This window comes from Peterkaempfera griseoplana (assembly GCF_001418575.1).
GTDB classification, from domain to species: domain Bacteria; phylum Actinomycetota; class Actinomycetes; order Streptomycetales; family Streptomycetaceae; genus Peterkaempfera; species Peterkaempfera griseoplana.
Genome location: NZ_LIQR01000036.1, coordinates 1 through 23420 on the forward strand (window position 1 = coordinate 1; position 23420 = coordinate 23420).

The window sequence follows — 23420 nt, forward strand, 5'->3', positions numbered from 1 at the left end:
CCGCCCGCACCGCCCGCGCCGCTCCCCCGTCCGGTGGCGGTCAGCGGCCCCCCGGCCCCGCACCGGCGTCCGCCGCGGCCGGCGCACGACGTCAGGCGGGCCCGTACCGCCCCCGTGCCGAGCCGCGGCAGGGCCGTCCCGAGGAGTGCGGCCCCTCAGCTCCGGCACCATCGGCCCCGCCGTCGACATCAGGCCAATCGACGGCTTCCAGCCACTCCCGCACCCGGTGTCCAGGCAGGCATCATGTGCACCCTGGGTGCCCGGACCGGACAGCTCCCCACCGCGTTGCTGACCCTCTGCCGGCGCCTCTACGGCAAGTGAACCGCTCCTCAGGAGGCATGCCATGACGACCGCACACGAGACATTCCCCGTCCTCGGGGTCCCCGGCTGGGACGGCTGCCGGGGAGCGACCATGCGCGGCGGCACCGGCAGCCTCACCCACTCGCTGATCCACTCCTATGTGGCCGGCGACGACCGCCGCACTCCCCCCACCCTGGTCTTCGGCCAGTGCACCGAGCGCAGCCAGCACGCCCCGGTCCTCTCCAACCTGCTGGGCTCGGGCCGGCGCCCGGCGCAGGCCCGGCTGCTCGGCACCGAGGCCTTCGCCGCCGAGGTGGAGGGGGTCGCGGTGGAGGGGGTGCGGCGAAGATGGGCCGACACCCGGCTGAACGAGATCCGCTTCCTGTGGCGGGGCGGCTTCCACATCGCCGTGGCGTCCTGGGAGCGGCCGCTGGACGAGGAGTTCTTCGCCTCCCTGGGGGTGGTGGACCTCACCCCCTGACCGGCCGCCCGACGCCGCCCCCAGGACCCGCGGCTCAGCGCCAGCGGTAGCGCAGCCGCAGGTTGTCCACCACCAGGTTGAAGCGGGCGCGGTCCAGGGCGCACGCCTCCCGGCGCATCCCGTCGGGGTGCACCCGCATCACCCGGTCGAGGGCGACCCAGGAGTCACGTCCCGAGCGGTCCCAGGGACCGGAGCCGATGGGCACCCAGTCGCGGTCCCCGTCGTGCCCCTTGCTGGACAGCATCACCGCCAGCAGGGTGCCGCCCTCCTCCCGGGCGACCACCAGCACCGGGCGGTCCTTCCCCCGGCCGTCGCGCTCCTCGTACGGCACCCAGGTCCACACGATCTCACCCGGATCGGGGTCGCCGTCGTGGTCGGGGGCGTAGGCGGTGCGTACGGGGCCGACCTCGACGGGCTCGACCTCCAGCGTGGCGGAGGGGCCGTAACGGCCCGGGACATCCGACTCGTCATTGATCAACTGGGTCACCCGGACAGGCTACCGACGGGGGCCGCCGATGCCCATGCCCACCCGGGGGCGGACCGCGCGGGCTCAGCCGGGGCCGGCCCGGCCCGCGGTCCGCAGCAGGTCCAGGGCCGGCTCGGAGAGCCGGGTACCGCTCGGCCAGACGGCGCGCAGCGTACGGGCGAGCGGCAGCTCCGGGTCATGGGCCACCTCCACCAGGCGGCCGTCGGCGAGGTCCTGGCGGACCGCCAGTTCCGAGAGGACGGCGGGGGCCGCGCCCGAGAGCGCCGCCGCGCGCAGCGGCGCGGTGGAGCCCAGCTCCAGCACCGGGACCTGGGGCCCGTGCCAGGGGCGCAGCGCGCGCTCCAGGGTCTCCCGGGTCCCGGAGCCCGACTCCCGCAGCAGCAGCGGTGTGGCGGCCAGCTCCTCCCCGGTCACCGGGGTGCCGCGGCGCGCCCAGGGGTGACCCGGGGCGGCGACGACGACCAGGCGGTCCCGGCCGACAGGGGCCGCGGTGAGGTCCGGCGGCGTCCAGGGGCCCTCGATGAACCCGAGGTCCGCCTCCCCGTTGCGCAGCGCCTGCACCACCTGGTGGCTGTTGGCGACCCGCAGCGCGACATGGACGCCCGGCCGGCCCTCGCGGAGCGCGGCCAGCCAGCCGGGCAGCAGTTGCTCGGCCAGGGTGAGGCTGGCGGCGACCCTGAGGCTGCCCTGCTGCTGGGCGCGGAGCGCCTCGATCCCCTCGACCATGGCGTCGGCCTGCTCCAGCAGCCGGCGGGCCCGGTCGGTGACGACCCGGCCCGCCGTGGTGAGCTGCGATCCGGTGGTGGTGCGGACCACGAGCTGCAGGCCGAGCCGCCGCTCCAGGGTGCGCATCCGCTCGCTGGCGGTGGGCTGGCTGATCCGCAGGCGGGCGGCGGCCCGGCCCAGGCTGCCGGTCTCGGCGACCAGCACCAGCAGCTGCAGCGCCCCGAGGTCGGGCAGCCTGCCGGGCGGCCGGACGGGCCCGGCGGCAGCGGATTCCTCGATGGCCATAGGACAACCCTATGACCTCCCAGGCGATCACCCGCTACCGGCGGTCCGCCCTCGCGCGGAAGGTCATGGGTATGACGATCACTCCGCCACGTCCGCACGCCCAGGGCGCACCCCTCCTGCGGGTGCGTCCGCTCCGGCTCTCCGCGGGGGCGTCGCGGTCCGCGCCCGGCCTGGCCGTGGCTCTGTCGGCGGTCGGCGCGGCGGTGGCGGTGAACCGGCTGCTGCCCGCGGTGGCCGTGCTGACGGCGGCGGTGGCGCTGGGGGCGGCCGCGGCCAATCTGCGGCTGCTGCCGGCCGCGACCCGGCCCGGGCTGGACGTCGCGGGGCGGCGGCTGATGCGCGCCGGGGTGGTGCTGCTGGGGCTGAAGCTGGCGCTGGGCGATGTGCTCTCGCTGGGGTGGCAGACCCTGGCCGTGGTGGTCGCGGTGGTGGCGGCGACGTTCTTCGGCACCCGCCGGCTGGGGCGCCTGCTGGGGCTGCCCGGGGACCAGCCGCTGCTGATCGCCGCCGGCTTCGCCATCTGCGGCGCCTCCGCGGTGGCGGCCGTCAGCGGCGTGACCCGGAGCGAGGAGGAGGACACCGTCACCGCGGTCGCCCTGGTCACCCTGTGCGGCAGCCTGGCGATGGGGGTGCTGCCGCTGCTGCACCACCCGCTGGGTCTGACCGGGGTGCAGTTCGGCCGCTGGGCCGGGGCGAGCGTCCACGACGTGGGGCAGGTGGTGGCGGTGGGCCAGACCGCCGGGCCGGCCGCGCTCGCCCAGGCGGTGGTGGTCAAGCTGATGCGGGTGGCGCTGCTGGCACCGGTCGTGGCGGGGGTCGCGCTGTCGCGCCGCCGCCGCTCCGGGGCACCCGGGCGGCGTCCCCCCGTGGTGCCGCTCTTCGTGGCGGGCTTTCTGGCGATGGCGGCGGCACGCAGCACCGGGGCGGTTCCCCCCGGGTGGCTGGCCGCGGCGGCCCGGGTGGACGAGTGGCTGCTGGCGGCGGCGCTGTTCGGGCTGGGCAGCGCGGTGGACGTGCGCCGGCTGGTGCGTACGGGCGGCCGGGCCCTGCTGACCGGTCTGGCGTCCTGGCTGCTGATCGCGGTGGTGGCCTACGCCGGGGTCCGGCTGACCACCTGAGTCCGTACCCGATGCCGGTCCGGCTCCGCCCGGGGCGCGGGATGTCCTGGGTCCGCCGCGCCCCGGGGGAAGTGCCGGGCCGGATCAGTGGGTCTCGGTCACCTTGGCCAGGGCGCGGGGGGCGTCGGGGTCCTGCCCCCGGGCGATGGTGACCTCGTAGGCGAGCTGCTGGAGCGGCAGGATCTCCAGGATCGGCTGGACCTCCTCGGGTACGCCGGCGGGCAGCGCGAACCCCGCGGAGGCGGCGTCCACCTGCTCCTGGCGGCCGATCACCACCAGGTCGGCGCCACGGCCGCGCAGCCGGTCCAGCACCGGCTGGAGCGCCTCGCCACCCCGTCCGTCGGGGACGATGGCGATCACCGGGGAGACGTTGTCGACCATGGCCAGCGGGCCGTGCAGCAGGTCCGCGCCGGAGAACGGGGTGGCCGGGATGTAGGTGGTCTCCATCAGCTTCAGCGCGGCCTCACGGGCGGTCGGATAGCCGTAGCCGCGCGAGGTGAGCACCAGCCGCTGGGCGAAGCGGTAGCGCTCGGCCAGCTTGCGCACCTCGTCGTGCCGCGCCAGCACCGAGGCGGCCAGCTCCGGCAGGTCCTTGGCCGCGGCGCCGTCGCCGCCGCGCAGACCCTCCACCAGGAGGTAGAGCGACAGCAGTTCCGCGGTGTAGGTCTTGGTCGCCGGGAGGGCCTTCTCCGGGCCTGCGAGCACGTCGATGTGGTACTCGGAGACCTCGGCCAGCGGGGAGTCCGGGTTGTTGGTGACGGCCAGGGTGATGGCGCCGGCCTCCCGGGCTGCCCTGGTGGACGCCACCAGGTCGGGCGAGCCGCCGGACTGGCTGACCGTGATCACCAGGCAGTCCGTGAGGTCCTGCCGGGCGCCGTACGCCGTGGTGGTGGACATGGAGGTCAGGCCCGCCGGCTTGCCCAGCAGCACCTCGACCAGGTACTTGGCGTACAGCGCCGCGTTGTCGGAGGTGCCGCGTGCGGTGAGCAGCACGAAGCGGGGGCTGCGGGCCGAGATCGCCGCGGCGATCTCACGGATGCGGGGGGCGCCCTCGTCGAGGATGCGCTGCAGGACGGCCGGCTGCTCGGCCATCTCCCCCGCCATGATCCGTCCGGGCTGCGGGGCGAAGGCGTGCGTGTCGGACATCTGGTGGGCCTCCAGAAAAACGGTGGTTCTACCCCAGCGCGGGCGGCTGCCCGGTGAGGACCTCTACGGCAGCCAGTCCGCACACACGGGCCGCACCATGGGTGGCGATGTGCAGTGCCCCGACCGGCGGTGCCTGGGGGACGCCCATCTCGACGACGATCGCGTCGGGGCGGGCGGCCAGCAGGCCCTCCACTGCGGCAGCCATCCAGGCGTGCCGGTGCACATCGCGTACTACGAGGACGATCCTACGGTCCTGCGCGGCCGCCAGCACAGCGCCCACCAGCGACGGGAGCTGCTCGGGCGCGGCGTCGTCCGGGCCGAAGCTCTCGGCGCGGGTGCCGGGGAAGCGGGCGGCCAGCATGCCCGCGACGCCCCAGGGGGTCTCCGCCCCCACCGCGATGTTGGCGACGGGCGAGAAGGAGGCCACATAGGGGCGCTCGGTGACCGGTGCCCAGGACTGACCGGGGGCGCGGACGACCCGCAGCGCACGGCGGGCGGCGCGCAGCCCGATGGCGAGGTCCGGCTCGGCGGAGTCGGTGCGCTCGCCTGCGGCGGCGCTCGCCCAGCCGCCCAGCCGGCGGACCCGGTCGGCGGCCTCGGCCAGCCGCTGCTCGGGAAGGCGGCCGGCGTGGACCGCCGCCACGATGGCGCTCTGCAGGTGCAGCACCGTCTCCTCGTCGGCCAGGCCGCCGCCGACGCAGATGGCGTCCGCGCCGGCGGCCAGGGCCAGAACGGTCCCCTCGGCCGTTCCGTAGGTGTCGGCGATCGCGCCCATCTCTATGCCGTCGGTGACGATCAGTCCGTCGTAGCCGAGTCCGCCGTCCGCGGGGCGGGCCCGCAGCAGGTCGTGCAGCACGGCCCGGCTGAGGGTGGCGGGGTGGTCGGTGTCCAGGGCCGGAACGACGATGTGGGCGGTCATCACTGCCTTGGCCCCGGCCTCGATGGCGGCCTTGAAGGGCACCAGGTCGCGGGAGTGCAGCAGGTCGACGTCGGCGTCCACCACGGGCAGGCCCAGGTGGGAGTCGACGGCGGTGTCGCCGTGGCCGGGGAAGTGCTTGGCGCAGGCGGCGACCCCGGCGGACTGCAGTCCGGTGACCCAGGCGGCGGTGTGCCGGGCGCACAGCTCCGGGTCGGCGCCGAAGGAGCGCACCCCGATGACCGGGTTGCCGGGGTTGGAGTTGACGTCGGCGGAGGGTGCCCAGTTGTAGTTGACCCCGCAGGCGGCCAGGGCCCGGCCCAGCTCCCGTGCGACGTCCCGGGTGAGGGCCGGGTCGTCGACGGCGCCGAGGGCGAGGTTGCCCGGCCAGGAGGATCCGGATCCGGCCTCCAGCCGGGTGACGTCGCCGCCCTCCTCGTCGATGGCGACCAGGATGTCGGGGTTCTCCTCGCGCAGCGCGGCGGTGAGTTCCACCAGCTGCTGCTGGTCGGTGACGTTGCGGGCGAAGAGCGCCACCGAGCCCAGGCCGGCCGCGAGGTGGCGGCGCAGCCAGTCGGGCGGTGCGGTGCCGACGAAGCCGGGCTGGAGGACGGTCAGGGCGTCGCGATGGAGCGGCCCCGCGTCCTGCGCGGCCGGAATGAGGATGCTCACGGGATGTCAGCCCTTCACGGCGCCGGAGGTCAGGCCGCCGACGGCCTTGCGCTGCAGGAAGAAGAAGACGATCAGGACCGGGACGGCGAAGAGGCTGGAGGCGGCCATGGTGGCTCCCCAGTCGCTGCCGAAGTTGGTCTGGAACTGCGTCAGCCACAGCGGGAGGGTCTGCGCCTCGGCCTGCTTGTTGAGGACGAGGACCAGCGGGAACTCGTTCCAGGCGGTGATGAAGCCGAAGAGCGAGGTGGCCATCAGACCGGGGGCGAGCAGCGGGAAGATCACCTTGATGAAGGCCTGGGCGCGGGTGCACCCGTCGACCATCGCCGACTCCTCCAGCTCACGGGGGACGGCGGCGATGAAGCCGCGGAGCGTCCAGATGGTGAAGGGCAGCACCATCATCATGTAGAAGAGGGTCAGCGGGACCAGCCTGTTGAGCAGGTCGGCGTCCCGGACGATCATGTAGATGGCGATCACCATGACCTCCCAGGGCGCCATCTGGGCCAGCATCACCACCACCACGAAGGCCTTGCGGCCCTTGAACTTCATCCTGGCGATGGCGAAGGACGCCAGCAGGGCGATGATCAGGGAGGCGAGGACCGCGCAGATGGTCACGGTGAAGCTGTTGCGCACCAGCGTCCAGAACCCGTCGGCGTCCACGGCCTTGGAGAAGTGGGCGAGGGTCCCGTGCAGGGGCAGGAAGACGGGGGTCTTGCTGATGATGTCGTTGTCCTGCTTGAAGGACGTCGCCACCATCCAGTAGACGGGGAAAGCGAAGAACACGAAGAGGACGACAGCCACTGCGTTGGGCCAGGTGCGTCCTGCCAGGGACCGCCTCACAGCTCGTCCTCCTGCTTGACGATGATCCGGAAGTAGTAGGCCATCAGGACCAGCAGGATCAGGATGGTGAGCACCGAGATGGCGGCGCCCATGCCGAAGTGCTGGTTGCCGACACCTTCGACGAAGGCATAGACCGGCAGGGTCTCGGTGGAGCGCTCGGGCCCGCCGCCGTTGATGGCGACCACCTGGGTGAAGCACTTGAAGACCCAGATGACCTCGAGGAACGTCGTGCTCAGGAAGAACGGCCGCAGGATCGGGAAGGTCAGCTGGGTGAAGGTCCGCCATGCCCCGGCGCCGTCCATCCGGGCGGCCTCGAAGAGCTCCTTGGAGATGGTGGTGAGGCCGGCGTACATGTTGAAGGCCACGAAGGGGATGGAGCCCCAGACGATCAGCAGGGTGATCACCGAGAACGCCGAGAGCTGGGTGCTCATCCAGTTGTACTGGGCCATGCCGCTCCAGCCCAGCTGGGACAGCATCCAGTCCACCACGCCGAACTGGGAGTCGAAGAGCCAGGTGAAGACGGTGGTGGAGGCCACGATCGGCATCGCCCAGGCGAGCATCAGGCCGGTGGAGAGCAGCAGCCGCATCTTCTTGCCGAGGCGGTTGAGCAGCAGGCCGACCAGGGTGCCGCCGATCATGATCAGGGCGACGTTGGCCAGGGTGAAGAAGAGCGACCGCACCGCCGTGTGCCAGAACTCACCGCTGGAGAGCAGGTCCTGGTAGTTCTGGACGCCGTTCCACTCGGTGAGGTGCTGGATGAACTGCCGTATGTTGAGGTTCTGGAACGACAGCTCCAGGTTCTTCAGCAGCGGGTAGCCGAGCAGCAGCAGGGTGACCAGCGTCGCCGGCAGCAGCAGCAGGTAGGGCGCGCTTCTGCCGAGCAGGGTGGCGCGGTCGGCGGACCCGCGTCTGCGCTGCCCGCTGCTCCGGCCGGCCGGCCCCGAGGTCCGGGAGGCGGCGGTCCGCTGCCTGTCGGAGGAGCGTGCCTTCACCCGCTCCGCTTCCACAGCCATGTGGTTCTCTCTTCTCTCTGCCCTGCGCCGCGCTGCCGACGTGGCGACGCCGCCCGCCGGTCCCCCGAGGGGGTGGACCGGCGGACGGAGCCGCGGGTTGTCACTGCTTCTGGGAGAGCCGCTGGTTGATCTCGCCGTCGTACTTCTTGGCGGCGGTGTCGTAGTTCTGGCCCTGCAGGACCGCGGTCATGAAGTCCTTGATCGGGTTCGGGGTGTTCTCCACCGCGGCCCACTCGGGGATGGACGGGGTGGTGGCACCGGAGACCGACGCGGCGATCGCGGCCTGGGCGAACGGGTTGCCCGAGACCTGGCTGTTCAGCAGCGGGTTGTTGGGCGTCATACCGGCCTCCTTGACCATGGCGCCCTCCCACTGGTCGGACAGCGCCAGCTTGAGGAAGCCCTTGGCGAGGTCGGGGTTCTTGCTGTTCGCCGAGATGGCCAGGTTGGAGCCGCCGAGGAAGACGCCGGACGGCTTGTCGGCCGTCTTGCCGGGCAGCGGGAAGTAGCCGATCTGGTCCTTGAGCTTGGCGTTCTTGGCGATGGCGCCGCCCGCCTCCCAGCCGAGGCCGATCATGGTGCCGATGTCGCCCTTGGCGAAGACGTCGGACTGCTGCGGGGTCGCCTCGTCCTTGTCCTTGGGGGCGGTGCTGTAGCTCTGGAGCTTCTGGTAGGTCGCGAAGCCCGCCTTGGCGGGGGCGGACTCCAGCGAGCCGGTCCACTTGTCGCCGGACATCTGCGCGACGGAGCCGCCCTCGCCGGCCACCAGGCCGAAGTAGGTGTACCACTCCTGGCCGGGCAGGTAGAGGGCCTGGCTGACGCCGTTGGTCGCCTTGAGCTTGTCCAGGTCGCCGTAGAACTCGTCCAGGGTCTTGGGAGCGTCCTTGAGGCCGGCCTTCGCCCACAGCTGCTTGTTGTAGATCACCACGCGGTTGGTGAAGTACCAGGGGGCGGCGTACTGCTTGCCGTCGAAGACGGCGCTCTTGTTGAGGTTGTCCGCCCAGTGGTCACCACCGAGGGAGGACTTGTCGGCGGTGATGTCCATCAGGCCGCCGGTGGCGGCGTAGCCCGCGGTCTGGGTGTTGCCGAGCTCCAGGACATCCGGCGGGGTGTCCTCGGAGAGGGCGGTGGTGACCTTCTGGCCGATGCCGTCCCACTGCTGGACCTCGACCTTGAGCTTGGCGCCCGGGTACTGCTTCTCGAAGGCGGCGGTCACGTCCTTGGTCCAGTTGGGGGGGTTGGACCCGCTCATGAACCAGACCGTGAGGGTCTTGCCGCTGTAGTCGGAAGCCTTGCTGCTGGACGTGCTGGACTTGTCGGAGCCGGTGGACTTGCCACCGTCCGAGCCGCATGCCGCAACGCCGACGACCATGGCCGCGACGCCGACCGCCGCGATGAGCTGACGCTTCACGCCATCCTCCTGGATGCCCGAGGTTCCCCCGCCACGGCCGGCGACAGCCTTCGAGGGAAGGCGAGGGAGCCCGCACTGTTTCGGGGTTTGTGATTGGTTTAGACCAATGACCTGGAGCTTGGCCTAGACCAATGACAGTGTCAACGCCCCGGCCGCAAAGAGCAGCAGCCGTTACCAACCCGACATCAGCTAGGACCGATTTGTGCCCTGCGGCCCGCTCTCCGGCCGACAGACCTCCGACGTTGCCGACCGGCTCCGGCGAGACCGTGCCACCATGAGCCCTGACAACACGCGGACGAACCGGTGACGGCAGTACCAGGCCAGAAGGTGACGGCAGGCATGACCACCGAAGAGCGGACCGAACAGCCCCCGACTGCGGGGCCGGGCCCGCAGGACGCAGGCAGCACGGACCGCCCCGCCACCCGGGTGCCCAAGTACTACGGCCTGAAGAAGCACCTGCTGGAGATGACCGACACCCTCCCCGCAGGCACGCCGGTCCCGCCGGAGCGCACCCTGGCGGCCGAGTTCGACACCTCCCGCACCACCGTCCGCCAGGCCCTCCAGGAGCTGGTGGTCGAGGGGCGGCTGGAGCGCATCCAGGGCAAGGGCACCTTCGTCGCCAAGCCCAAGGTCGCCCAGGCCCTGCAGCTCACCTCCTACACCGAGGACATGCGCGCCCAGGGCCTGGAGCCCACCTCGCGGCTGCTGGACGTGGGCTATGTGACCGCCGACGACCGCCTCGCGGCGCTGCTGGACATCAAGGCCGGCGGCCGGGTGCTGCGCATCGAACGGCTGCGGCTGGCCAACGGCGACCCCATGGCCATCGAGTCCGCCCATCTGTCCGCCAAGCGCTTCCCCGCGCTGCGCCGCAACCTGGTGAAACACAACTCCCTGTACGCCGCGCTGCGCGAGGTCTACGGCATCACCGTGGCCGAGGCCGAGGAGACCATCGAGACCTCGCTGGCCACACCGCGGGAGGCAGGGCTGCTGGGCTCCGACATCGGCCTGCCGATGCTGCTGCTCTCCCGGCACTCCTACGACGCCCAGGGGGAGCCGGTGGAGTGGGTCCGCTCGCTCTACCGGGGCGACCGCTACAAGTTCGTGGCACGGCTGAAGCGGCCCTCGTAGCCCTCGCCGGCGGATGTCTCGTGTGTCCTTTGTGTACCGGTTCGACCGACCATCACGTGGGATTCCCTGTGTGAACCGGTGACAGAGACAGTCGGATGTCCTAGATTCCCGCCGTCAGACCTGCCGATCACCAGCGGTGCTGCTCGGCGGGCACAGGGCGTCCCCTTGTGCTGCGGCGCCGCGGGTGCTCCCGACGCCGGAGCCGCTCATGACCGAGACACCGGAGGCCCAGGCACCGCCGGGCCGCCTGCCGATCGTCACCCCCGTACGCGTGGTGGCCGCCATCTGCCTGCTGGCGCCGTTCGTCGCCACCCTCTGGGTGTCGTCGTACGCCAAGACCGGGCCGGAGCTCGGCGGAGTGCCGTTCTTCTACTGGTACCAGCTGCTGTGGGTGCCCATCTCGGCCGCCCTCACCATCACCGCCTATCTGCTGATGCGCCGCGAGGACCGGCAGCGCAAGGGCCTCAAGGGAGGTGAGGGGCAGTGAAGGACGGCGTCAACACCCCCGCACTGGTCATCTTCATCCTCTTCTTCGCCGCGGTCACCGTGATGGGCTTCCTGGCCGCACGCTGGCGCAAGGCCGACAACGCCCTGCACCTCGACGAGTGGGGTCTGGGCGGCCGCAGCTTCGGCACCTGGATCACCTGGTTCCTGCTCGGCGGCGACCTCTACACCGCGTACACCTTCGTGGCCGTCCCGGCGGTCCTCTACGGGGCGGGCGCGGCGGGCTTCTTCGCGGTGCCGTACACGATCATCGCGTACCCGCTGGTCTTCATGTTCCTGCCGCGGCTCTGGTCGGTCTCGCACCGCCACGGCTACGTCACCCCGGCCGACTTCGTCCGCGGCCGCTACGGCTCCAAGGGGCTGTCGCTGGCGGTGGCCCTCACCGGCATCCTGGCCACCATGCCCTACATCGCCCTCCAGCTGGTGGGCATCCAGGCGGTGCTGGACGTGCTCGGCGTGGGCGGCGGCAACAGCACCAACTGGTTCGTCAAGGACCTGCCGCTCTTCATCGCGTTCGCCGTGCTGGCCGCGTACACCTACTCCTCGGGACTGCGGGCCCCGGCCCTGATCGCCTTCGTCAAGGACACCCTGATCTATCTGGTGATCATCGTGGCGGCGATCTACATCCCGATGCGGCTGGGCGGCTACGGCCACATCTTCGACGCCGCCGGGCAGAAGTTCGCCACCATCAACCCGGCCACGCACAAGCCGATCGGGTCGCTGATCAGCGGACCGCAGGCGCAGTGGGGATACGCCACGCTGGCGCTGGGCTCCGCGATGGCGCTCTTCATGTACCCGCACTCGGTCACCGGTGTGCTGGCCTCCAAGTCCCGTGACACGGTCCGCCGCAACACCGCGATCCTGCCGGCCTACTCGCTGATGCTGGGCTTCCTGGCGCTGCTGGGCTTCATGGCCATCGCGGCCGGCGTCGGCAAGGGCGTCACCGGCTTCAACGCCCAGCTCGCGGTGCCCCAGCTCTTCGAGGACATGTTCCCGGACTGGTTCACCGGAGTGGCCTTCGCCGCCATCGGCATCGGCGCCCTGGTACCGGCCGCGATCATGTCGATCGCCGCGGCCAACCTCTTCACCCGCAACGTCTACAAGGACTTCATCAAGCCGGACGCCACCCCCGAGCAGGAGACCAAGGTCTCCAAGCTGGTCTCCCTGGTGGTCAAGGTCGGCGCGCTGATCTTCGTCCTCGGCATGGACAAGCAGTTCGCGATCAACCTGCAGCTGCTGGGCGGCATCTGGATCCTCCAGACGTTCGTCTCCATCGTCGGCGGCCTGTTCACCCGGTGGTTCCACCGCTGGGCGCTGCTGGCCGGCTGGGCCGCGGGCATGATCTACGGCACCTGGAAGGCCTACGGGATCGCCGCCCCCACCACCAAGCACTTCGGCGGCAGCTCCGCCGAGATCCCGGTGATCGGCCAGATCGGGTACATCGGTCTCACCGCCTTTGTGCTCAACCTGGTCGTCGCGGTGGTGCTCACCCTGGTGCTGCGGGCCGCCAAGGCGCCCGAGGGCACCGACGAGACCGCGGCGGACGACTACACCGCCGAGGCCGGCGAGTCCGGCGTGGCGGAGGAGAAGCCGCTGGTCGCCCCCGCGGGCTGACCGAAGGACCCGCACCACCCTGCACAACGGCCGCCGCCTCCGGAAGACTGGGGGCGGCGGTCGTCCGCGTTCACACGGAGAGGGACAGCGCATGGGCCATCCTGAGCGGCTGCCGACCGCGCTTCTCGCGGTACGGCACGGCGAGTCCACGGCCAACGCCCTGTTCGCCGAGGCGGAGGCGGCCGGCGCCACCGAGGTGCCCATCACCTCCCGGGACGCCGACATCCCCCTCACCGCGCGGGGCCTCGGGCAGTGCCGGGCGCTGGCCCGCCGGCTGGCCCTGCGGCCCGCGCAGGAGCGGCCGCAGAGCATCTGGTGCTCTCCCTACGACCGCACCCGGCAGACCGCGGAGCCGCTGCTGGCCGCGCTCGGCGGGCAGCTGCCGCTGCGGATCGACGAGCGGCTGCGCGACCGGGAACTCGGCGTACTGGAGATGCTCCCCGCCGCCGCCATCGAGGCCCGCCACCCCGAGGAGGCCGCCCGCCGCAGGCGCCTGGGCGAGCTCTACTACCGGCCCCCGGGCGGGGAGTCCTGCGCCGATGTGGCGCTGCGGCTGCGCAGCCTGCTCACCGACCTGGCCGAACGGGAGGCCGGCCGCCGGGTCCTGCTGGTCTGCCATGACGCGGTGGTGCTGATGCTGCGGTACGTGGTGGAGGAGCTGGACGAAGCGGGCATGCTGGCGGTGCACACCGGAGGCGGGCGGGTGCGGAACGCCTCCCTGAGCGAGTGGCGCCTGGACGGCGGGCGGCTGCGCGCCGTGTGCTGGAACGACACCGCCCACCTGCCGGGCTGAGCCGCGCACCGCCGGCCGCGGCCTGGCGCAGCGCAGGAGCCGCGCCGCGGCAGCGCCCGCGTTCCCCGCACCCGGCCGGAAGACTCCGCGCCGGGGGCGGCGCCGAACCGGAAGACTCCCGCGCCAGGGGTGGCGCCCGGCCGGAAGACTCCCGCGCCGGGGGGCGCCGGGCCGCTACGGGCGGCCGTCCGCCGGGGCGGGACCGCGGAAGGTACGGCGGTAGGCCTGCGGGGTGGTGCCGAGCCACTTGCCGAAGTGGTGGCGCAGCCCCGCCGCATTGCCGAAGCCGGTGGCCGCAGCGATGGAGTCCACCGTCTCACCCGTCGACTCCAGCATCCGCTGGGCCTGGAGCACCCGCTGCCCCACCAGCCACCGGTGGGGGGTGGTGCCGGTCTCCTGCTGGAACCGGCGGGCGAAGGTGCGGGGTGACATGTGGACCCGGGCGGCCAGCTGCTGCACCGTCGCCTCCTGGTCGAGGTTGCGCCGCATCCAGTCCAGCAGCTCGGCCAGCGAGTCGCCCTCGGCCTCCGGCAGCGGGCGCTCCACGTACTGGGCCTGCCCGCCGTCCCGGTGCGGGGCGACCACCATGCGGCGGGCGATGGCCAGCGCCACCTCGCTGCCCTGCTCCTGGCGGACGATGTGCAGACAGGCGTCGATGCCGGCGGCGGTGCCGGCCGAGGTGACCACCTGGCCCTCGTCCACATAGAGTACGTCCGGCTCCAGGGTCGCCAGCGGGAACCGCTGGGCGAGGGTGTCCAGATAGCGCCAGTGGGTGGTGCAGCGGCGGCCGTCCAGCAGCCCGGCGGCGCCCAGCAGGAAGGTGCCGGAGCAGATGGAGAGCACCCTGGCGCCGCGCTCCACGGCCTCACGCAGTGCGTGCAGCAGCGCCGGCGGGTAGTCGCCGCGGAGCTCGGAGGCGACCGAGATCACCAGGTCGGCTTCGGCGATCCGCTCGGGTCCGTACGGGACGTCGATGCTGAAGCCGGCGTGGGTGCGGATGGGGCCGGGCCGGTCGGAGACGACGGCGAAGTCGTAGACCGGCAGCCCCTGGTCGCTGCGGTCCAGGCCGAAGACCTCGCAGGCCACGCCCAGTTCGAAGGGGTGGGCCTCCTCCAGGACGACGGCCACCACGTTCTTCAGCATGCGCTCAGAGTGCCGCATGGCAGTAATTCGCGCAAGAGTGGCATTGCTGCCACTCGTTGCTTGCGCATGCAACTGCCAGAGTCGAAGACATGGAAACCGCACTCGCCATCCTCGCGACCGTGGGCGGCTTCGGCCTCCTCGGCCTCCTCGCCGGCCTGGACGCCAGGCACCACCGCACCGTCGGCGGCCACCGCCCCGGCGGCTATCCCAGGGACCCGTACGCGCCCGAACGCCCCTCCGTCACACTGGGCGCATGGACATCGTCGTACGGGCCGCACACCCCGAGGAACTGGACCGGGCGGGCCGCATCACGGCCGACGCCTTCGTCGGGGACGGCCACACCGCGGCCGACGGCGACTACGCCCGGCGCCTCCTCGACGCCCACACGCGCGCCCAGGAGGCCGAACTCCTTGTCGCCGTCGGGGACGGCGGCCGGGGCGCCCTCCTCGGCTGCGTGACCTTCGCCCTCCCGGGCACCCCCTGGGCGGAGGTGGCCGGGGAGGACGAGGCCGAGATACGGATGCTGGCGGTCGCCCGCGAGGCCCGCGGCCGCGGCGCCGGAGAGGCCCTGGTCCGGGCCGCCATGGCCCGGGCCCGGGCGCACGGGCTGCCCCGGATGGCCTTCTCCACCCAGCGGGACATGCACGCCGCCCAGCGACTGTACGGGCGGCTGGGCTTCCACCATGTGCCGGAGCGTGACTGGTCCCCGGTCCCCGGGGTGGAGCTCAGGGTGTTCGCCGCAGATCTCTGACATACCGTCACGACTGCGGCCACAGCAGCAGCCTGAGCCCCAGCACGGCGATCACGGCGCTGGAGACGACCGCGGTGACCAGCCGTCCGCGGCTGCCGGTCAGCACCCGGCCGAGCAGCGCCCCGCCCCCGGCCAGCAGCAGCTGCCAACTGGCCGACGCGGCGAAGGCTGCGACGATGAACACGGTCTGCTCCAGGCGGTCCGGCGGCGCCCCCGAGGTACGGGTCCCCAGCACCAGCGCCGCGAAGTAGACCACGGTGGCGGGGTTCATCGCCGTCATCCCCAGCAGCCCCAGATAGGCCCGCGCCGGACCGCCGGGCGTCCCGTCGAGAGCGGCGGCCGGGCCGCGGCCGCGGTACCGGCCGACGGCCGCGACCGCGCCCCGGACCGCCAGCGCCAGGAGCACCAGCGCGGAACCCCAGCGCAGCGGGACCACCACCGGCCGCAGCAGCGGGGTGAGCGCGGCGCCCCCGAAGGCGGCGACCAGCGCATAGAGGCCGTCGGCCGTGGCGACGCCGAGCGCGGCGGCGGCGCCGATCCGCAGTGACGTCCGGGCGGTGAGGGCCACCAGATAGGCCGCGACCGCTCCCACGGGCACGGCGATGCCGTAGCCCGCGAGGAGCCCCGCGACCAGAGCGGCCGTCACCGGCGTACGGGGATCGTCCTCCAGGGGCGGCCCGCCTGCTGTCGGCCGCACACCGGACGGTCGGCGGTGGTCGGGGGCAGCGGGGCGGTGATGACGGTCATGGGCAGATCCTGCGGTCCGCCGGGCCGTACAGGCAAGGCGTTTTCCCTGCGACATGGACCGTCCCAGGAGCCACCGCGCACAACATGTGGTGCTTCTTGCCGATCAAGCCACTAGATGTATGCTCAGTCTGCTGTCGACGCAGGGGAACCCGGTGCGAATCCGGGACTGCCCCGCAGCGGTGTGCGGGCCTGCGCCCGCGAGTCCGAGTGCCTGCCGACGGTGCGTCCGGCGTGCCTCTGCACACTCCGCCGGGCGCGTTACGTCCGGGCCTCGTGGGTGGGCCGGGGACGCACCGGCGTGCGCCCCGGTGCGCACCCTCCCCTCCCCTGCGGTCCGGTGGTCCGACCGCCGCGAGGAGAGAGCACCCGTGACCAACCCCGCCTCAGCCGACCCTGAGCTCGACGAGCCCGGCACCGCCCTGCTGCGCGTCCTCACCGACAGCAGCGCAGACCTGCCGGAGGTGGACCCCGGCCGGGTCGCCGCGGCCGCGCTGCGCGGCCGCCACCCCGGCTCGGACTTTGCCGAGCTGCGCTCCCTCGCCGTGGAGGCCGCCGCCGCGCTGATCGCCGAGGACCCGCAGTACTCCCGGCTGGCCGCCCGGCTGCTGGCCAGGGAGATCGCCGACGAGGCCGTGGGCGAGGGGGCGGTCTGCTTCGCCGCCTCCATCGCCGTCGGACACCGGGAGGGGCTGATCGGCGACGGCACCGCCGCCTTCGTCGCCCGCCACGCCGATCTGCTGGACGCCCTGGTCGAGACGCCCGCCGGGGAGCTGAGCGGTGACGACCGCTTCGAGTACTTCGGGCTGCGCACCGTCCAGTCCCGCTATCTGCTGCGCCACCCGGTCACCCGCCGGGTCATCGAGACCCCCCAGCACTTCCTGCTGCGCGTCGCCTGCGGTCTGGCGGTCGGCGACAGCGCCGAGTCGGTGGCCGAGGTGGCGGAGCTCTACCGGCTGATGAGCCGGCTGGAGTACCTGCCCTCCTCCCCCACCCTCTTCAACTCCGGCACCCGCCATCCGCAGATGTCCTCCTGCTATCTGCTGGACTCCCCGCTGGACGAGCTGGACTCCATCTACCAGCGCTACGCCCAGATCGCCCGGCTCTCCAAGCACGCCGGGGGCATCGGCCTCTCGTACAGCAGGATCCGCTCCAGGGGCTCGCTGATCCGCGGCACCAACGGCCGCTCCAACGGCATCGTGCCGTTCCTGCGCACCCTGGACTCCTCCGTCGCCGCGGTCAACCAGGGCGGCCGGCGCAAGGGCGCCGCCTGTGTCTACCTGGAGACCTGGCACGCCGACATCGAGGAGTTCCTGGAGCTGCGGGACTCCACCGGAGAGGAGGCCCGCCGCACCCACAACCTCAACCTCGCCCACTGGATCCCGGACGAGTTCATGCGCCGGGTGGAGGCCGACACCGACTGGTCGCTCTTCTCCCCCGCGGACGTCCCCGAGCTGGTGGACCTGTGGGGCGCCGACTTCGACGCCGCGTACACCAAGGCCGAGCGGTCCGGAAAGGCCGTGCGCTCCATCCCGGCCCGCACCCTCTACGCCCGGATGATGCGCACCCTGGCACAGACCGGCAACGGCTGGATGACCTTCAAGGACGCCGCCAACCGCGCCGCCAACCAGACCGCGCTGCCCGGCCGCACGATCCACTCCTCCAACCTCTGCACCGAGATCCTGGAGGTCACGGACGATTCCGAGACCGCGGTGTGCAACCTGGGCTCCGTCAACCTCGCGGCCCATCTGCGGTCCACCGGCCCCCTGGACTCGTCCGACCCGGCCGGCCCGGCGGACGCGATCGACCCGGCGGACGCGATCGACTGGGAGCGCCTGGACGCCACCGTCCGCACCGCCGTCACCTTCCTGGACCGCGTCGTCGACATCAACTACTACCCCACCCCCGAGGCCGCCGCCTCCAACGCCCGCTGGCGCCCGGTGGGGCTCGGGGTGATGGGTCTGCAGGACGTCCTCTTCCGGCTCCGGCTGGACTTCGACTCCCCCGGCGCCCGGCGGCTGTCCACGCTGATCGCCGAACGGATCATGCTGGCCGCGTACGAGACCTCCTGCGACCTGGCGGCCCGGCTCGGCCGCCACACCGCCTACGGGGAGACCCGCGCCGCCCTGGGACAGCTGCACCCGGACCACTTCCCCGCCACCGCCCACCACTGGGCCGACCGCTGGAACGACCTGCGGGCCCGGGTCGCCACGACCGGCCTGCGCAACTCACTGCTGCTGGCCATCGCGCCCACCGCCACCATCGCCTCCATCGCCGGTGTCTACGAGTGCATCGAGCCGCAGGTCTCCAACCTCTTCAAGCGGGAGACCCTCAGCGGGGAGTTCCTCCAGGTCAACCCCTACCTGGTGGCGGACCTCAAGGCCCGCGGCCGATGGAACGCGGCCACTCGGGACGCGCTGCGCGAGGCGGGCGGCTCCGCCCAGGAGATCCCCGGCCTGCCCGCGGACCTGCGCTCCCTCTACCGCACCGCCTGGGAGATTCCGCAGCGGGCCCTGATCGATCTGGCCGCCGCCCGGATGCCGTACCTGGACCAGAGCCAGTCCCTCAACCTCTTCATGGCGTCGCCCACCATCGGCAAGCTCAGCTCGATGTACGCCTACGCCTGGAAGCAGGGTCTGAAGACCACCTACTACCTGCGCTCCCGCCCGGCGACCCGGATCGCCCAGGCCGCCGCCGCAGCCGCCCCCGCCACCGCCGCCGTTCCGACCCCGGAGGAGCAGGCCCTCGCCTGCTCCCTGGAGAACCCCGAGTCCTGCGAGGCCTGCCAGTGACCACCGCCCCCAAGCAGCTGCTCGACCCGGGCTTCGAGCTCACCCTGCGGCCGATGCGCTACCCGGACTTCTACGACCGCTACCGCGACGCCATCAAGAACACCTGGACCGTGGAGGAGGTGGACCTCCACTCCGACGTCGCCGACCTGGCGAAGCTCAGCGAGGGTGAACGCCATCTGCTCGGCCGGCTGGTGGCCTTCTTCGCCACCGGCGACTCCATCGTGGCCAACAACCTGGTGCTGACGCTCTACAAGCACATCAACTCCCCCGAGGCGCGGCTCTACCTCTCCCGCCAGCTCTTCGAGGAGGCCGTCCACGTCCAGTTCTATCTGACCCTGCTGGACACCTACCTCCCCGACCCCGACGACCGCGCCGCCGCGTTCGACGCGGTGGAGAACATCCCCTCCATCCGGGAGAAGGCCCGGTTCTGCTTCCGCTGGATGGACTCGGTGGAGACCATCGACGCCCTGCGGACCAGGGAGGACCGCCGCCGGTTCCTGCTCAACCTGATCTGCTTCGCCGCCTGTATCGAGGGCCTGTTCTTCTACGGCGCCTTCGCCTACGTCTACTGGTTCCGCAGCCGGGGCCTGCTGCACGGCCTGGCCACCGGCACCAACTGGGTGTTCCGCGACGAGTCCATGCACATGGACTTCGCCTTCTCGGTGGTGGACACCGTCCGCGCGGAGGAGCCCGACCTCTTCGATGAGGAGATGGGCCGTCAGGTCACCGCCATGCTGGAGCAGGCCGTGGAGGCCGAGCTGCAGTTCGCCCGCGACCTGTGCGGCGACGGCCTGCCCGGGATGAACACCGACTCCATGCGCCAGTACCTGGAGTGCGTCGCCGACCAGCGCCTGGCCCGCCTGGGCCTGCCGGCCCGCTACGGCTCCGGCAACCCCTTCGGTTTCATGGAGCTGCAGAACGTCCAGGAGCTGACCAACTTCTTCGAGCGCCGGGTCTCCGCCTACCAGGTCGCGGTGGAGGGCTCGGTCTCCTTCGACGACGACTTCTGAGACACCCGCGGCCCGGCCGGGCCGGAGAAACGGCCGCGGGGGACGGCGGCGCCGAGGCGTCAGCCGCCCCCCACGGCACGGGGGTTCAGTCGTTGGGGACGGTCTCGTACTTGGGCGTGGACTCGGCCATCTGCCGCAGCGCGTCCTTGCGGTCCCGCTTGGAGAGGCGGTCGATGTAGAGGTACCCGTTCAGGTGGTCGGTCTCGTGCTGGAGGCAGCGGGCGAAGAAGCCGGTGCCCTCGACGCGGATCTTGTTGCCGTCCTTGTCGCTGCCGATGACCGCGGCGTAGTCGGGCCGGGCCAGGTCGGCGTAGGCGCCGGGGACGGAGAGGCAGCCCTCGGGGGACTCGTCGAGCTGGCGGTGGGAGGCGTGCAGCTCCTCCAGCTCCGGGTTGACGATGTGGCCGACGTGGCGGACGCCCTCGTCGTCGGGGCAGTCGTAGACGAAGACCCGGGCGTCGACGCCGATCTGGTTGGCGGCCAGGCCCACGCCCTCGGCCGCGTACATGGAGACGAACATGTCGTCCACCAGCTCGGCCAGGGTGGAGTCGAACTCGGTGACGGTGCGGCAGGCACGGTGCAGCACCGGGTTGCCCACCACGGTGATGGGCTGGACCGTGCCCCGGGAGGTGTCCGGCTCCTCGCCGACCACCCTCAGCGGCTCCGCCGGGGTGTCGGTCGCGGTCTGGTGCTCGTGCTGCTCCGCCATCGCTGTTCCGCTTCGCCTTCCTGGATCTGACAGAAACCCTGCGGACCAAGGGTACGGGTGCGGACCCGGGCGGCGCCCCTTACTCGGGCGTCCGGGTCCGGCGCCCGGGTTCAGCAGACCTCCTCCAGGTCGCGGAAGGCCCGGCTGCCCGGGCCGGCAGCGACCCAGCGCTCCAGCAGGGGACGCACCAGATCGGCGGGGGCCGCGATACCGCACTCCCGCTCGGCGATCCAGGAGAGCCCCTCGCCGCGGTGGCTGAGATGGCTGAGGTGACCGGGGTGCGCCGCGTCGCCGTCGTCGTGCGGATCGTGGTGCTCGCTGCTGCCGTCGTCGGTGTCCATCCGGCTCTCGGAGCAGGCCCGGCAGAGCAGCCGCACCGAGGACGTCCAGTCCTCGGCGGCGTACCCGGCGTCGGAGACGAGCCTCTCCAGGGCGTCCCGGTCGGGCTCGGTGGCGGCCTGCAGCAGCACCACATGGGTGGGCACCGGCGAGGGGGCCCAGAGTTCGATCTCGTCGAAGACCGGATAGGCGACCCCGTCGGCGACCCGCTCCCCGTGCGGCGCGCCGTCGTGCAGCACCACCTCGCCCCAGCGGCGGCCGGAGGAGGGCAACGGAATGGAGAGCACCTCCACCCGGGCGGGGTCCAGACGGCGGCCCCAGACCACCTCGGACTCCCCCTCCGGGGAGAGCCGCACCGGGGTGGTGCCGAAGTCCAGCCGCACCGGCCCCTCGCCCGGCGGGACCTTGAGGCCGTACGCCTGCCAGGAGCGGCGGGCCAGCGGCCAGTCCTGCAGGGCGGTGGCCGCTATGCCGAGGTTCCACCAGTCGGGGGCGCCCTGCTCGCGGTCCAGCAGGGCCACCGCGCGCAGCCCGGCGGCGCGTGCCTGCTCCCAGTCGCGGCGGAACTTGTGCAGCAGGGCCAGGTTGTACCAGGAGTCGGAGAGCCAGGGCTCCAGATCGGCGGCCATCACCAGCAGGGCGCCCGCGTCCTCGTAGCGGCCGTTGCCGATGAGCGTGAAAGCCCGGTCGGTCGTCTGCCGCCAGGTGGCGGAAGGCCGGTGCCTCGCCCGGTGGAAGATCCTCACGTCGTCCCTGCCGATGTCCTCACGGCCGGCCCGTCTGCCGCCGTAGTTCCGAACTGCTGATGCTCTCCCGCGTCGTGTCCGCCGTACCGCCCCGCACAGTACGGCGGGCGGGGGCGCGGCGCTACGCGATAACGGCCAGCAGGTCGCCCTCCTCGACCTCGTCTCCCGGCGCCACGTCGATCTCGGCCACCGTGCCCGAGCTCCCGGCCAGGACCGGGATCTCCAACTTGCTGGCCTCCAGGATGACCACCGCGTCGCCGGCCCGCACCAGATCGCCCTCGGAGACCTTGATCTCCCGGACGCTGGCCACCAGCTCCGCCTCGATCCGCTCGCTCATGACGGCTCCTTGCCCGATTCCCCGCTTCCGATGCCTGTTCCGGGGCCGTGCGGCCCCGTGGTGCTCCTCCCACCCTGTCGCCGCATCCAACCACGCGCACGGCGGCGGGCACCGGTTACCGCCCGGTTCGCCGGGGGCGGCAGCCCGCCGACACCTGGGCCAGCGCCTCCACCACCCTGGGGTCGTACTCCCTCGCGGTGTCCAGCCGCAGCTGCTCCAGCACCTCCAGCCGCCTGGCCAGCCCCCGGTCGTCGCACGCCAGGTCGTCATAGGCGTTGGCGACGCGGATGATCCGGGACGCGGCCGGCAGCCCGGGGTCCCGGCTCCCGTCCGGGCACCGGTAGGGCTCGGCCTGCCTGCGGACGCAGTCCGCCACCTCCGGCGGGACACCGGCCTGCCGGATGACCTCGCTGCCCAGCCGGGCGATCCGGCGCTGCTCGGCGGGCGGCAGCACCGCGGTGGCCCCGCCCGGGACCGGCTCCACCAGGGAGAGCTGCCCGATGTCGTGCATCAGCGCGGCGGACTCCAGCAGCAGCAGTTCCCGCTCCCCCATGCCCAGCCGGCGGCCGACGGCCCGGGAGAGGGCCGCCACCCGGCGGGTGTGCCCGGGGAGGGTGTACCCGGCCACCTCGGTGGCACGGGCCAGCGAGGCGACGGACTGGCGGTGGGTGTCCCAGGTGGCGCTGTGCCGCCGGAAGGACAGCTGGGTGAGCAGCAGCGGCGCGGAGAACACCGGCAGCGCCCAGAGGCCGATCTCACCGGCACCCAGACTGATCACCAGGCCGGTCGCCCCGATGGCGGTGCCGATGCCCAGCAGGGCGCGCAGCTCGTCACGGAGTGCGGGGCCGAAGCGGCGTCCGGTGCGGGCCCCGTGCAGCACCGCGGCGAGCACCACGTCGCAGAGCGCGGCCAGCGCCGCGATCGCGGCCAGCACCAGGCCGTACTGGGCGCCGTGGGTGGCGAGGCGGTCCAGCGCGCCGGAGTTGTACAGCGGCTGGAAGCAGACGGCGGCGAAGCAGATGGTGAGGATCCGGCGGGCGAGCACATCGGGGTCGGGGGCTCCGCCCCTGAGGGTGTGCAGGCCGAGGCCCAGCAGCCCCGCTGCGCCGCTGACGGCGACCACCTGGAGCACCCCGTGGCTGGTGGGCAGGCCCCGCAGCGGCCCGAGGAGGGCGTACGCCAGCGCTCCGGCGTCGCTGATCGGGGCCTGCCGCCGGTCGCCGGGCAGGGTGACCCGCACCGCCTCACCGACCGCGATCAGGGCGCCGAAGGCCAGGGCGGCCCCGGTCTCCGAGATGCCGCCGACGACCGCCCCGGCGGCCGACACCAGCAGCACCGCCGCGGCCGCGATGTGCACGGCGGTGACCGCGGTGTGCGGTCCGCCGAGCGGTACGGGGGTCCGGTGGCGGGCGGGGGGCTGC

Annotated in this window: 22 protein-coding genes and 1 riboswitch; of the genes, 9 read left to right on the forward strand and 13 right to left on the reverse strand. The window is 72.6% G+C overall.

Going from position 1 to position 23420, the window contains the following annotated elements; all coding sequences use genetic code 11:
* The first annotated feature begins 343 nt into the window (after positions 1–343).
* Complete coding sequence (locus tag AOK09_RS02775; protein WP_055585481.1) at positions 344–781, forward strand: hypothetical protein; 438 nt, start codon at positions 344–346, stop codon at positions 779–781.
* A gap of 34 nt (positions 782–815) precedes the next feature.
* On the opposite strand, the gene AOK09_RS02780 is transcribed toward AOK09_RS02775, so the two are convergent.
* Positions 816–1259, reverse strand: a complete 444-nt coding sequence (locus AOK09_RS02780) for a type II toxin-antitoxin system PemK/MazF family toxin (protein WP_055585482.1) — start codon at positions 1257–1259, stop codon at positions 816–818.
* 72 nt (positions 1260–1331) lie between these two features.
* Complete coding sequence (locus AOK09_RS02785) at positions 1332–2279, reverse strand: LysR substrate-binding domain-containing protein (RefSeq protein WP_055585483.1); 948 nt, start codon at positions 2277–2279, stop codon at positions 1332–1334.
* A gap of 11 nt (positions 2280–2290) precedes the next feature.
* Here AOK09_RS02785 and AOK09_RS02790 point away from each other — a divergent pair, with 11 nt between their 5' ends.
* Positions 2291–3397, forward strand: a complete 1107-nt coding sequence (locus tag AOK09_RS02790; RefSeq protein ID WP_245687088.1) for a YeiH family protein — start codon at positions 2291–2293, stop codon at positions 3395–3397.
* An 84-nt stretch (positions 3398–3481) separates the two neighbouring features.
* Here AOK09_RS02790 and AOK09_RS02795 read toward each other — a convergent pair whose 3' ends face one another.
* The 5 genes from AOK09_RS02795 to AOK09_RS02815 form a co-directional block, all read right to left on the reverse strand.
* A complete protein-coding gene (locus tag AOK09_RS02795; protein ID WP_055585484.1) occupies positions 3482–4543 on the reverse strand; it encodes an SIS domain-containing protein in 1062 nt (353 codons plus the stop codon).
* Positions 4544–4571: 28 nt separating this feature from the next.
* A complete protein-coding gene (locus AOK09_RS02800) occupies positions 4572–6131 on the reverse strand; it encodes a glycoside hydrolase family 3 protein (protein WP_079062679.1) in 1560 nt (519 codons plus the stop codon).
* Between the two features lie 6 nt (positions 6132–6137).
* The gene (locus AOK09_RS02805; protein WP_055585485.1) at positions 6138–6968 is read right to left on the reverse strand and encodes a carbohydrate ABC transporter permease; all 831 of its coding nucleotides are present in this window, start codon (positions 6966–6968) and stop codon (positions 6138–6140) included.
* Positions 6965–7981: a carbohydrate ABC transporter permease gene (locus AOK09_RS02810; RefSeq protein WP_079062680.1), complete on the reverse strand. Its 1017-nt coding sequence runs from the start codon at positions 7979–7981 to the stop codon at positions 6965–6967. Before AOK09_RS02810 ends, AOK09_RS02805 begins: the two co-directional genes overlap by 4 nt.
* A gap of 100 nt (positions 7982–8081) precedes the next feature.
* Positions 8082–9389 (reverse strand): extracellular solute-binding protein, encoded by a 1308-nt coding sequence (locus tag AOK09_RS02815; protein ID WP_055585486.1) that lies wholly within the window; start codon positions 9387–9389, stop codon positions 8082–8084.
* Between the two features lie 339 nt (positions 9390–9728).
* Here AOK09_RS02815 and AOK09_RS02820 point away from each other — a divergent pair, with 339 nt between their 5' ends.
* From AOK09_RS02820 to AOK09_RS02835, 4 genes are all read left to right on the forward strand, one after another.
* Entirely contained in the window at positions 9729–10517 is a 789-nt protein-coding gene (locus tag AOK09_RS02820; protein ID WP_055585487.1) for a GntR family transcriptional regulator, read from the forward strand.
* A 208-nt stretch (positions 10518–10725) separates the two neighbouring features.
* A complete protein-coding gene (locus AOK09_RS02825; RefSeq protein ID WP_055585488.1) occupies positions 10726–11004 on the forward strand; it encodes a DUF3311 domain-containing protein in 279 nt (92 codons plus the stop codon).
* Complete coding sequence (mctP, locus tag AOK09_RS02830) at positions 11001–12635, forward strand: monocarboxylate uptake permease MctP (protein WP_055585489.1); 1635 nt, start codon at positions 11001–11003, stop codon at positions 12633–12635. Before AOK09_RS02825 ends, mctP begins: the two co-directional genes overlap by 4 nt.
* 91 nt (positions 12636–12726) lie before the next feature.
* Positions 12727–13428: a histidine phosphatase family protein gene (locus AOK09_RS02835; RefSeq protein WP_055585490.1), complete on the forward strand. Its 702-nt coding sequence runs from the start codon at positions 12727–12729 to the stop codon at positions 13426–13428.
* A gap of 174 nt (positions 13429–13602) precedes the next feature.
* On the opposite strand, the gene AOK09_RS02840 is transcribed toward AOK09_RS02835, so the two are convergent.
* Entirely contained in the window at positions 13603–14571 is a 969-nt protein-coding gene (locus AOK09_RS02840; RefSeq protein WP_055585491.1) for a helix-turn-helix domain-containing protein, read from the reverse strand.
* Between the two features lie 253 nt (positions 14572–14824).
* Here AOK09_RS02840 and AOK09_RS02845 point away from each other — a divergent pair, with 253 nt between their 5' ends.
* Entirely contained in the window at positions 14825–15322 is a 498-nt protein-coding gene (locus AOK09_RS02845) for a GNAT family N-acetyltransferase (protein ID WP_055585492.1), read from the forward strand.
* A gap of 7 nt (positions 15323–15329) precedes the next feature.
* Here the strand turns inward: AOK09_RS02845 and AOK09_RS02850 are convergent, their stop codons facing one another.
* A complete protein-coding gene (locus AOK09_RS02850) occupies positions 15330–15968 on the reverse strand; it encodes a LysE family transporter (RefSeq protein ID WP_055585493.1) in 639 nt (212 codons plus the stop codon).
* Between the two features lie 212 nt (positions 15969–16180).
* Positions 16181–16302: riboswitch (cobalamin riboswitch) on the forward strand.
* 135 nt (positions 16303–16437) lie between these two features.
* On the opposite strand from AOK09_RS02850, the gene AOK09_RS02855 reads away from it, so the two are divergent.
* Positions 16438–18858: a ribonucleoside-diphosphate reductase subunit alpha gene (locus AOK09_RS02855; RefSeq protein WP_107101213.1), complete on the forward strand. Its 2421-nt coding sequence runs from the start codon at positions 16438–16440 to the stop codon at positions 18856–18858.
* Between the two features lie 53 nt (positions 18859–18911).
* Positions 18912–19868: a ribonucleotide-diphosphate reductase subunit beta gene (locus AOK09_RS02860; RefSeq protein WP_245687089.1), complete on the forward strand. Its 957-nt coding sequence runs from the start codon at positions 18912–18914 to the stop codon at positions 19866–19868.
* Between the two features lie 85 nt (positions 19869–19953).
* Here AOK09_RS02860 and def read toward each other — a convergent pair whose 3' ends face one another.
* From def to AOK09_RS02880, 4 genes are all read right to left on the reverse strand, one after another.
* A complete protein-coding gene (def, locus tag AOK09_RS02865) occupies positions 19954–20577 on the reverse strand; it encodes a peptide deformylase (RefSeq protein WP_079062682.1) in 624 nt (207 codons plus the stop codon).
* A 110-nt stretch (positions 20578–20687) separates the two neighbouring features.
* A complete protein-coding gene (locus AOK09_RS02870) occupies positions 20688–21662 on the reverse strand; it encodes a tetratricopeptide repeat protein (RefSeq protein WP_055585495.1) in 975 nt (324 codons plus the stop codon).
* 121 nt (positions 21663–21783) lie between these two features.
* Positions 21784–21999: a biotin/lipoyl-binding carrier protein gene (locus AOK09_RS02875; RefSeq protein ID WP_055585496.1), complete on the reverse strand. Its 216-nt coding sequence runs from the start codon at positions 21997–21999 to the stop codon at positions 21784–21786.
* Between the two features lie 115 nt (positions 22000–22114).
* The coding region (locus AOK09_RS02880) for an HD-GYP domain-containing protein (RefSeq protein ID WP_407675335.1) at positions 22115–23420 on the reverse strand (1306 nt) is incomplete at its 5' end.